Source organism: Corynebacterium sp. HMSC056F09, assembly GCF_001815785.1.
In the GTDB taxonomy this organism is placed as follows: domain Bacteria; phylum Actinomycetota; class Actinomycetes; order Mycobacteriales; family Mycobacteriaceae; genus Corynebacterium; species Corynebacterium hiratae.
Genome location: NZ_KV821940.1, coordinates 80072 through 90355 on the forward strand (window position 1 = coordinate 80072; position 10284 = coordinate 90355).

Annotated in this window: 12 protein-coding genes; 9 read left to right on the forward strand and 3 right to left on the reverse strand. The window is 61.4% G+C overall.

What is annotated here, in order from left to right:
* Positions 1–54: 54 nt before the first annotated feature.
* Positions 55–1920: a BCCT family transporter gene (locus HMPREF3056_RS07520; RefSeq protein ID WP_070513640.1), complete on the forward strand. Its 1866-nt coding sequence runs from the start codon at positions 55–57 to the stop codon at positions 1918–1920.
* Positions 1921–2301 carry a cell division FtsX domain-containing protein gene (locus HMPREF3056_RS07525; protein ID WP_070754468.1) on the forward strand — a complete coding sequence of 127 codons (381 nt, stop codon included), beginning with the start codon at positions 1921–1923 and terminating at the stop codon, positions 2299–2301.
* Here the strand turns inward: HMPREF3056_RS07525 and HMPREF3056_RS07530 are convergent.
* Both HMPREF3056_RS07530 and HMPREF3056_RS07535 read right to left on the reverse strand, forming a co-directional pair.
* Entirely contained in the window at positions 2298–2945 is a 648-nt protein-coding gene (locus HMPREF3056_RS07530) for a response regulator (protein ID WP_070754469.1), read from the reverse strand. The genes HMPREF3056_RS07525 and HMPREF3056_RS07530 overlap by 4 nt on opposite strands.
* Positions 2945–4114, reverse strand: coding sequence for a sensor histidine kinase (locus HMPREF3056_RS07535; protein WP_246822482.1), 1170 nt, complete (start codon positions 4112–4114; stop codon positions 2945–2947). The genes HMPREF3056_RS07530 and HMPREF3056_RS07535 overlap by 1 nt, the downstream gene beginning before the upstream one ends.
* Before the next feature lie 88 nt (positions 4115–4202).
* Between HMPREF3056_RS07535 and HMPREF3056_RS07540 the strand changes: the two genes are divergently transcribed.
* Genes HMPREF3056_RS07540 through HMPREF3056_RS07550 form a run of 3 tightly spaced genes read left to right on the forward strand, consistent with a single transcriptional unit; the run spans position 4203 to position 6177 of the window.
* The gene (locus HMPREF3056_RS07540) at positions 4203–4991 is read left to right on the forward strand and encodes a PrsW family glutamic-type intramembrane protease (RefSeq protein ID WP_083306732.1); all 789 of its coding nucleotides are present in this window, start codon (positions 4203–4205) and stop codon (positions 4989–4991) included.
* Complete coding sequence (locus HMPREF3056_RS07545) at positions 4988–5410, forward strand: hypothetical protein (protein ID WP_046649005.1); 423 nt, start codon at positions 4988–4990, stop codon at positions 5408–5410. Before HMPREF3056_RS07540 ends, HMPREF3056_RS07545 begins: the two co-directional genes overlap by 4 nt.
* Positions 5407–6177, forward strand: coding sequence for a PrsW family glutamic-type intramembrane protease (locus HMPREF3056_RS07550; protein ID WP_070754471.1), 771 nt, complete (start codon positions 5407–5409; stop codon positions 6175–6177). Before HMPREF3056_RS07545 ends, HMPREF3056_RS07550 begins: the two co-directional genes overlap by 4 nt.
* Here HMPREF3056_RS07550 and HMPREF3056_RS07555 read toward each other — a convergent pair.
* Positions 6113–7480: a M20 metallopeptidase family protein gene (locus tag HMPREF3056_RS07555; protein WP_070754472.1), complete on the reverse strand. Its 1368-nt coding sequence runs from the start codon at positions 7478–7480 to the stop codon at positions 6113–6115. The two genes, HMPREF3056_RS07550 and HMPREF3056_RS07555, sit on opposite strands and share 65 nt — an antisense overlap.
* A 62-nt stretch (positions 7481–7542) precedes the next feature.
* On the opposite strand from HMPREF3056_RS07555, the gene HMPREF3056_RS07560 reads away from it, so the two are divergent.
* The 4 genes from HMPREF3056_RS07560 to HMPREF3056_RS13745 all read left to right on the forward strand — a co-directional run bounded on the left by HMPREF3056_RS07560 (position 7543) and on the right by HMPREF3056_RS13745 (position 10138).
* Positions 7543–8622 carry an alpha/beta hydrolase gene (locus HMPREF3056_RS07560; protein WP_070754473.1) on the forward strand — a complete coding sequence of 360 codons (1080 nt, stop codon included), beginning with the start codon at positions 7543–7545 and terminating at the stop codon, positions 8620–8622.
* A 10-nt stretch (positions 8623–8632) separates the two neighbouring features.
* Positions 8633–8839 (forward strand): hypothetical protein, encoded by a 207-nt coding sequence (locus tag HMPREF3056_RS07565; RefSeq protein WP_210401782.1) that lies wholly within the window; start codon positions 8633–8635, stop codon positions 8837–8839.
* 200 nt (positions 8840–9039) lie between these two features.
* Entirely contained in the window at positions 9040–9504 is a 465-nt protein-coding gene (locus HMPREF3056_RS07570; RefSeq protein WP_070702399.1) for a hypothetical protein, read from the forward strand.
* A 334-nt stretch (positions 9505–9838) separates the two neighbouring features.
* Positions 9839–10138 carry a hypothetical protein gene (locus tag HMPREF3056_RS13745; RefSeq protein WP_246822483.1) on the forward strand — a complete coding sequence of 100 codons (300 nt, stop codon included), beginning with the start codon at positions 9839–9841 and terminating at the stop codon, positions 10136–10138.
* Positions 10139–10284: the final 146 nt, after the last annotated feature.

The following is a 10284-nucleotide window of genomic DNA, read 5'->3' on the forward strand; positions in this document are numbered from 1 at the left end:
AAATAAGTGTCTTCATCCTAGCTCACAACACTGTCATTTCGCGCACCTGCGATAATGGTCACCATGAACTCTCGACAAGCCACCGGTCCCCCAGTAGGCATCTATCCCCACGACATGCACCCGGGCTTGGTCCCTGGCATCGGCGTGGAGGACCAACGCAACGCTTTCGCCCTCGACAAAATCACCTTTTTCAGCACCGCTACCTTCGTCGTAGCCTTCATCGTGTGGGGCATTAGCTCGCCAGAATCCGTCTCGGCCGCATCCTCCTCCGCCTTTTCCTGGGCCATCACGAACGCCGGGTGGCTGCTCAACATCACCATGATGATGGCCGTAGCCACCATGCTCTACATCGGCTGCTCCCGTCTAGGTCGCATCAAGCTCGGGACCGATGACGAAGAGCCTGAGTTCGGCTGGTTTAGCTGGGTCGCCATGATGTTTGGCGCCGGCATCGGCGTCGGCATCTTCTTCTACGGCCCGTCAGAGCCGCTGTCGCACTATCTCACCCCGCCGCCGCACACCGTCGACGGCAACAGCGTCGAGGCCCTGCACCAGGCCATGGCCCAGGCGCACTACCACTGGGGAATCTCGCCCTGGGCAGCCTATGCCCTCGTCGGCGGCGCCATCGCCTATTCCTCCTACCGCCGCGGACGCGTCCCTCTGGTGTCCTCGATTTTCAAGCCGCTGTTCGGCTCCCGCGATACCGACGGCCCGCTGGGCAAGCTTATCGACGTCCTCGCCCTCGTCGCCACGCTCTTCGGCACCGCCGCCACACTGGGTCTTTCCGCCATCCAGATCGGCCAAGGCGTCTCCATCATCCGTGGTGCCGGCCCGCTGACCAACTCCGTGCTCATCGTGATCATTGCGGTCCTGGGCTGCGGTTTCATCATCTCGGCGGTCTCGGGTGTCTCCCGCGGCGTGCGCTATCTCTCTAATTTCAACATCACGGTGACACTCGGCTTGGTCATCTTTGTCTTCTTCACCGGTCCGACCTTGCTCCTGCTCAATCTCGTGCCCTCCGGCATCGTGACCTACATCGACCAGCTTTTGCCGATGATGGCCAAAGGCCTGTCCTGGGGCGATGAAACCGTCGAGTTCCAGTCCTACTGGACTGCGTTCTACTGGGCGTGGTGGATTGCCTGGACGCCGTTCGTCGGCATGTTCGTGGCCCGTATCTCCCGTGGCCGCACGCTGCGCGAATTCACGGCCGTGACCGTCTTCGCCCCTTCCCTCATCCTCATCCTGGCCTTCACCATCTTCGGCGGCACGGCCATTACCTTCCAGCGCGAAGAACTACCCAACTTTGATGGCTCCGCCTCCGGCGAGCAGGTTCTTTTCGCCATGTTCGACAACCTGCCGCTGAGCAGCATCACGCCTTTCATTTTGATCCTGGTGCTGGCGGTCTTCTTCATCACCTCTGCGGATTCCGCATCGGTCATCATGGGAACCATGTCCTCCAAGGGCAATCCCGCCCCGAACAAGATCATCGTTATCTTCTGGGGCCTGTGCATGATGGGCATCGCTGTTGTCATGCTTCTGACCGGTGGTGAGGACGTGCTCACAGGCCTGCAGAACCTGACAATCCTCTCAGCGCTACCTTTCTGCATCGTGCTGCTCGTCATGATGGTGGCCTTCATCAAGGACCTGCGCTCCGACCCGGTATTCATCCGCCGCGCCTACGCGCGTGCCGCGGTGGAAAACGCCGTCGTGCGTGGCATCGAGGAGCACGGCGATGATTTCGAGATCACCGTCGAGCACGCCGACGAGGGCCGCGGTGCCGGCTCCGACTTCGACTCCTCAGCGCACCGCTACACAGACTGGTACCAGCGCACCGATGAAAAGGGCGAGAATGTAGACTACGACTTCGACACCGATACCTGGGCCGATGGCTACGACCCGAACTCTGAGCAGAAGGAGACCTAAGTGGGCATCCCCGACGATGTCGTCCTCGACGGCTACACGCTTATCGAACAGCACGAAGTGGACCACGAGTTCCTCATCAATGGCTCGCCGCTCGCCGTGGATACGCCTCTGCTTTTCGCACTCACGATTGTTGGTGTTCTCCTCGTGGCGGCCAGCTTCTTCCTGCGCAGGCCGGTCCGCATCATCGCCGGGCTCTTGGGCGCGATCCTGACGCTGACCAAGCTGTGGTGGATGCCCATCGCACTGGCCCAACAGTTCAACGACAGCCAGGTCTTCGGCTACGCGCTGAAGTACTACCCCCAGTACTGGCCGGCGGCGTCCATCATCGTGATCGTCATCGCGCTGCTCGGCCTCGCCTCCGCGTTTATCCGCCGGCGCTAGCGCGATTCCAACACCGCAATCGCGATGTGTACGCGGTTGGTGCCGCCCAGCTTGTCCAGGATGTGCTTGATGTGGGTTTTCACCGTCGTAACTGACACGTAGAGCTGCCCCGCGATCTCCTGGTTGTCCAGGCCCTGGGCCACTAACTCCGCCACCTCGTTTTCGCGCTGGCTTAAGCCCTCCAGCGGGCGGGGCCCAGGCTCCTTTGTCTCTGCCGGCGCGGGCTCGGGGTGCTTGAGCGCCAGCAGATTCTTCAGGGCCTTCGGGCTCAGCAGCTGCTGCCCCGTGGCCGCAGCGCGCACCGCAGAGACCAGCCCGTCCGGCTCGATGGTCTTGAGCAGAAAACCCATCGCGCCGGCGTGCAGCGCATCCACGATGAACTCATCCGTATCAAAAGCGGTGAGCATGACCACCGGGATATCCGGCGCGCTCGCGCGCAGCTGCCCAGCCGCCTCGATGCCGTCCATGACCGGCATGCGGATATCCATGAGGACCACGTCCGGCTGCAGGTCCAACACGCGGGCCACGCCGTCGCGCCCATTGCTGGCCTCGGCCACCACCTCGATGTCTGGTGCTCCCTCCAGGATGAAACGAATGCCGCGGCGCAGCGCCTGCTCATCATCGACCAATACCACTGAAATCATTACGCGTGTGCCTCCTCCGGTAGTTCGAGGACCCAGGTGAAGGTGGAGGCGTCGTCAAGCACTGTGAAGGTACCTCCCGCCAGCCGGGCGCGTTCCTCCAGACCTAGCAGACCGTTGCCGCCACCCGACTCCGGCTGGTGCGCCACCTTCTTGTTCTGCATGGTCACCCGCACCTTATCCTCCTCGTTCTCCACGGTGAGCGTCACCTTCTTCCCCGGCGCATACTTGCGCGCGTTGGTCAGTCCCTCCTGCACGGCGCGGCCCAGCGTGTGGGCAGCAAGCGTGCTCAGCTTATCGACGTCTCCCTTGACGTAGCGCACCTTCGTCCCCGCCGCGCGTGCGCGCTCGATGTGTTCCTCGATGCTCGCGCGCGGATCCACCCTGTCATCCACGCGCAGCGCCTTGATCACCCCGCGCAGGTCCTCCACGGCGGCCTTGGCCTCCGACTGGATGGTTCCCGCCGCCTCAGCGACGCGCTCCGGGTCGGCATCCTTGCGGTAGTTCAGGCCACCCGCGTACACGGAAATAAGGCTGAGCCGGTGCGAGAGGGAATCGTGGATATCGCGGGCAATGCGGTTGCGTTCCTCCAGACGCGCCCGCTCCTCGCGCGAGCGCAGCTGGTCCTCATTAAGCTCCGCCAAGCTCACCAGCGTGACCTCGCGCTGGCGGCGCTGCGCGCGCACCGAGCCCGTAATCCAGGCAACGATAAGAAAGAGGCTCCCATAGAACACGTAACCAAAGGGATCGAAGATGTTCATCCGAATGTAAGGCACAGAGATAACGGTCACACACGAGGCCACGAAGACCGCCGTCCCCGCCAGGGACCACCGCAATCGGCCGCGCGAGATGATTGAAATCAACACCACCAGCACTGACAGCGACAGTGGGCGAAACCCGCCTAGTACCAGGACGAGCAGAGCCGCAATCAGCACCACCGGGTGGCCGGGGTACTCCTCGTGGATGTTGCGCTCCCGCCGTGAGTGGTGCAGGGCGAAGGGCAGCAGAATCCACGTGGCGAAGCTAAATAGACCCATCAAGCCCATAACAAGGGCTTCCTGATCCGTCCCCTCGAAGTTTTCGATATGGGGGATCCATGCCGCCAAATCCGCCACCACGCAGAGCAGAATGAGCAGCACCGTGATCCACAGTGGTCGCGTCTTTCTCGTCATGGTTGCCACGATAGTTCTCCCTGCGTTCCGGAAAATCCTCCCTGCGGAGGATACCGGCACCCCAAGCCCGGTTCATAACCTAAACCGCATGAGAAGAACACAGACTTTGTACGAACTGCTCACCGCCGCCGGACTGGTGTTCGTCGCTTATGATTTCTCCCACGGCGCTTTCGTCACTACCAGCGCGCTCGCCGCAGTGTTGTACGCGGCCGTGGCAATCGGTCTCACGTTGCTGATTTTGCGCAAGCACCCGGGCATTGCGCACGGGGTGGTGTGGGGTATTGCGGTCTCCACTGTCGCCGGCCAGCTCAACGAGAACATGTACCACCTCCTCATCCGTACGGTCCCGGACTGGCTGGTCATCGCTGGCATCGCCCCACTCACCGAGGAAGTCCTCAAATTCCTCGGCGTCATCTTCATTTGCACCTGCGTCATCCGGTCCCGCCACTGGGCGGACTACGTTTTCGTCGGCGTGGCCGTGGGGATGGGTTTTAGCGTGAGCGAAAACGCCGTCTACTACGCCAACATGACGCTGGAGAACCTCGATTCTGATCTCAGGGGAACGTTGCTGGCGCTCCTTGTCCGCTTCATCGCGAACCCGCTCATGCACTCCTTTTTCACCGGCATCGCAGCATATGGACTCTCCCGCAGGCAACCGGTGCGTTGGCTGCTTATCGCCATGGCGGTGCACTTCACGGCCAATTTCGGCCCGTCTATCTCTACCGCGTTTGAGGACGCCTTCTGGCCCATCTTCCCTACCTTCCTCATCCTCATCGGCCTGTGGGTCGCCACGATTGTCAGCATTGTGAAACTCCGCAAAATCCTCCCTGCGGAGGATACCGGCGCAAAATCGCAGCTCTTAGGGTCAAAAGCATGAGAAACACACTGATTTATTCCTGCATCGGCGTCCTCGCCGCAGTACCGCTTGCCGACGCCCTCCTCCCCGACCCCACTCCCGACACCACCCCCGTGCGCGGCATCCCGGAGCTCGAATGCCCGGAGGATCCGTACGCCTCCTCGCAGACCTGGAACTGCGGGAGCGCGACCATCATTTCTGAGGAAGGCAGCTCCTCCCACGAGGTCGAGACGTACCTGCCGCGCCAGCACCGCTCCTTTACCGGGACCAGCGCGCTGACCGACGCCCCCATCACCACCCAGGCTGCCGAGCTCTACCGCGTCGAGGACGGCGACGGCATCACGCTGTCTCAGCGGCACAACAACACCATCTCCTTCCTCCACATCTACGGACCGAAGGCACGTGACTTCGCCGACCGCGTGCAGCCGGAGGACGCATGAAGTACCTGTACTACCTGCTGATCCTCGGCGCGCTGGCCGTCACCGCCTTCCACTACGCGGGCGAGCCCTTCCTGCCCGCAAGTGCTCTGGCCGCCGTGATCTTCGCCGCCGTACTCGTCCCCCTCGCGCTGTTCTTCCTGCGCCGCCGGCCGGGAATTGCGCACGGCGTGGTGTGGGGTTTTGCCGTCTCCGGGCTCGCGGTGGAACTCAACACGAACATGACCCACCTACTCGCCCGCGCGGGCCTAGAGTGGCTGGGCGCTGCGGGATATGCGCCGCTCATCGAGGAAGTGCTGAAGTTCCTCGGCGTGCTGCTTATCTGCACCTTCGTCATCCGGCCCCGCAGTTTGCTCGACTACGTCTTCGTGGGCGTGGCCGTGGGCATCGGCTTCACTGTAGGTGAGGACGCCACCGCCTTCGCGCGCATGACGGCGGATAACCTCGACTCGGATACCTCCGGGGCAATCGGGGCGGTGGTCATCCGCCTGGGATCCAACCCGCTCTCCCACGCGCTGTTCACCGGGCTTAGCGCCTATGGCCTATCCCAGAAACAACCGGTGCGCTGGCTCATTATCGCCATCGCGGTGCACGCCACGAAGAATCTCTTCCCGTCGTTAAGCACCGCGCTCGACGACGCCATCTGGCCCCTCCTCGCCGGCATGGTCGTCGTGCTCGCCGAGTGGGTAGCCACCATCTGGGGCACTATTGCGCTGCGGAAGAAGGCGGCTGCGCATCCGCCCCTGTCCCCTGCACCGGCGCACGCATAGCCTTCGTGGCCGGCGAGGGGTGCGCATCCTCGGCGGCGAGGCGCTCAAAGGCCACCGCCGCCAGGGCTGCGGCTTGGTCTCCCAGAACGGAATCATCGAAGCGCACCTGCGGCGAGTGGTTCCACTCGCGCATGTGCTCCGGGGTGTGCGGATCGCCGGTACCGAACCACATGAAGGTGCCCGGAACCTGGGCGAGCACCGCGCCGAAGTCTTCCGAGGCCATCATCGGCGTGTCCATGGTCAGCACGTTTTCCGCGCCGAACATCCCCGCCCACAACGACGCCGCGAACTGGTCCTCGCGCGGTGAGGTCTTGGTGGCTGAATACAGGACCTCAAAGTCCACCTTCGCGGTACAACGGTGCGAGGCCGCCACGGAGCTCGAGACCTCGATGATCATTTGGCGGACGGCGTCGATGTGTTCGTCGCGAAGCACGCGCACCGTCGCGCCCAGCTCCGCCTTGTCCGGGATGACGTTGACCGCACCGTCGCCTGCGCGCAGGTTGGTCACCGTGATGACAATCGGCGAGTTCGCGTCGAAGCGCCGGGTCAGCGCCACCTGCAGCGCCACCTGGATCTCCGCGAGGGCCGCAACCGGATCGATCGCATCGTGCGGGCGCGAGCCATGCCCACCCTTGCCGTAGACGGTGATTCCCAAGTTGGACGACGAGGCCATCATCGGGCCCGCGATGTGGTGGAACGTGCCCCGATCCTGCGGGCCGACGTGCAAACCGTAGGCGGCAATGGGGCGGCGGCCGGCGGCGTCGAGCACGCCCTCATCAATCATCGGCTGCGCACCACCCGGGCCTTCCTCGCCCGGCTGGAACATGAAGATGACATCGCCCAACAGCTCCTCGCGGTGGCGGCAGAGCATCTTGACCGCGCCGATAAGCCCCGCCGTGTGCAGGTCGTGGCCACACGCATGCATGTTGTTATTCGTCGAAGCGAAAGGGCTACCGGTCTGCTCGCGCACCGGCAAACCGTCCATGTCCGCGCGCAGCAGCACCGACACCGGGCGCTCGCCGCGCTTGCCGCCGCGCAGCACCGCCACAACGGAGCTCAAGTCGCGCCCGAGCTGAATCTCCAGCGGCAGGCCTTTAAGAGCTTCGAGCACCTTCTCCTGCGTGCGCGGCAGGTGCAGCCCGACCTCAGGGTTCTGGTGCATATCGCGGCGGAACTCCTGCAACTCCGGAAGCAGCTCCCGGCCTTCCTCCACGAACACTTGGCTGGCCAAACGCTCCCCCAGCTTGGCCGAAACCATCGGAAGCGGTGGCAGTTGCTGACGGTGGCGCGGTGCCATCTTCATGGTGTCATCCTTTCCGAGCATGTGCGCCGAGCATACCGGAATCTGTATTAAGGTAGCCGTTTATGAAGCTCTTCTCCGCGCTGGTGGCCAGCTCCCTGATGTTCACGCCCGGCTCCTCCTACCAACTGTCGAGCCGCGACGAGGCCTCATCGCAGTGGGCCGTGGACACCATGTTCAACGTCATCGATGGCTTGGGTACCTCCTCCCACCTACTCACCGACGCGTGGTCCACGGAGCAGGACGAGTACCCATACCCGATTAAAGAAATCGACGAGGTCTCCCTCGTGGAGCGGCGTGCTACCGACGAACCAGGCCGTGAGAAGTGGATCATCTCCTCGCCGTCGATGAGGCGCGATATTCCCGTCGACGTCGTCGTGGGCAACGGCGGGCCCGTTGTATACTTTCTCGAGGGCGTAGATTCCCCGGAGACCTCGAACTGGATCACCAAGGGCCATGTACGACGCGTGTTTGGGGATACGGATGCGAGCGTGGTGATTCCGTCGCAAGGCGCAGGTTCCATGTGGACCGACTGGAGAGAGGACGACCCCAAGCTGGGGCGCCACAAGTGGGAAACTTTTGTCACCACCGAACTCGCCCCCGTCGTGGAAGCGGAGCTCAACCACAACGGCAAGCGCGGGCTCATTGGATTGTCCATGGGAGCGTCGGGCGCGGTAATGATGGCGAACAACAACCCGGGTTTCTTTAATGGCGTGGCGGGAATTTCCGGCTGCTATTCCACCACCAGCCAGGTGGGCCAGGGCACGGTGGACTTGACGGTGCGCACCAAGGGCGGCGACCCAACGAACATGTGGGGCCCGCGCGGTTCGGAGGATTGGCTACGCAATGACGTCATGTCCCACCCGGAGGGGCTGCGCGGCACGGCGCTGTACCTCGCCGCGGCCTCGGGCGCATGGACGGACGAGGAACTGGCGGCCTACCCCGGAAAGTCCGTCAATGACCGCATCGGGGGCACCCTTTTGGAGGCCGGCTCACGTCGCTGTACGGAGGAGTTTTCCGCCGCGCTTGCCGACGCCTCCATCCCCCACACCACCGACTATCTCACCGACGGCACCCACGACTGGGTGATGTTTGGCAAGCAATTGCAACCGGCGTGGGATGCGATTAAACCAGCGCTCTACTAACGTCGACGACATGTCCCGATTCCGCAGCATTATTGTCCCCGCCGCCATTCTTGTGGGAGGGCTTATCCTCCTCGCAGTGTTCTACGTCGGTTTAAGCCGCCATTACAACTCTCAGGAGCTCCAAGCGCTTATCGAGGGCGCCACTGCCAACGGCCAGGACTATACCGTTGTCATCCACAACGAGTTGACTGGGAGCTATTCTTTTAACGCCGAGTAATTCTGCGTTCCGGTTGCGGGGTCGGGGCACAACACTCAAATCTTCCTTGCCGAAAATGAATGCTGGAATCGACTTGATTTCCTCAGAGAGCAACAAAATACTGGATACTGGGCTAGATCTGCAACCTGCTTTTTCGACAGGACTTTAAATAACGGTTCAGGAGCCTGGATCATCCGCCCTATTTGACCTAGGAGACCCCCATGTGGCTTGACGGATATCAACAGCAATTCGGAAACCGGCTAGAGGACTTCCTCACAGAAACAGTCCCCACAGTGCTCACAGAGCTGACATCTTCCCAGAAGAAGCAAGTTACCGATGGCGCACAAGAGTTTCCCTTCGAACCCCTTCTCGAAATCCTCAATTCTAAACACAGCTATGAAGACACAGTCTCCCGAATCATAGCCATAACGGGGATATGGATGAATGCCGCATCAGGGAGCCAGTGGTGTGTTGGTCCTCTAAACAGCACAGATTACTCTGAAAGAGTAGGCATAGGAGTCAGATGGGGCGAGATCGCTTTTTCGCCGTTATCGAACATGTCGGAGAATCTGGTAGATTCATTTCCCACTTGGCCGGGCGTGCTCATGGAATTTTCTCGCATGCAAGAGGCGGATCGCGATTATTACAAACAGAGAATCCTGGAAACTCGTCCAAAGCAAAAATGATGTCCAACCGCTGCGCCGGCTCACGCCATCCTCATTGCATCGGTAGACCTCGCTAATTTGGCGGTCCTCGCTGGCCTATATGACATGGCGGCCTAGAAGGGCGTCTCGGCCAGCCAATCCCACTGAGGTATCATCAAGTTTCCTGCTTGCCACGATGCTGTCTTGTTCCCCGCGTTTACGGATTTAAAGTACCTGTAAAACTGTAACCTGACTTAGGTCATGGGTGGGTGAGCAAAGGCACTCTTGGCACGGTTACCTGTTGGTTTTCGTTGGTGGGGAGGAATTTTTCCGCACTAAGTGGGTAGTGCCGGGGGTGTTCAGTAGTCTGATTTTTGTGAGTCCTTATATTCGCACTGTCAAGACCGCTTCTGGGGCGATGGCGGTGCAGGTGGTGTTCTCTGAACGCAAAGGCGCGAAAAGGATGAAGCATATCGGCTCAGCACATTCAGAGTCTGAGCTTGCGCTTTTAAGAGCTGAAGCTCAACGCATCGTCGATGGTGACCAACTCGCAATGGACTTCGGCGAGGTGGAACACATCCCATCGGCAACAGGCAGCGTTTGCCACCCGCTGCCGGTAGTCGGTCAGCGGGCCGGTTACTTGCTGGACGGTATTATGCGTATTTCGACGAGTTAGGTCTTGCTGCAGCAAGCGGTGATGATCCGGTGTTTCGTGATCTGGTACGCGCCCGGATCATTAATCCCGGCTCAAAACTGGATTCCATCGAGACTCTTGCCGAGGTTGGCATTACTAGCGCAAGCTACGCCACGATTAAACGTCGA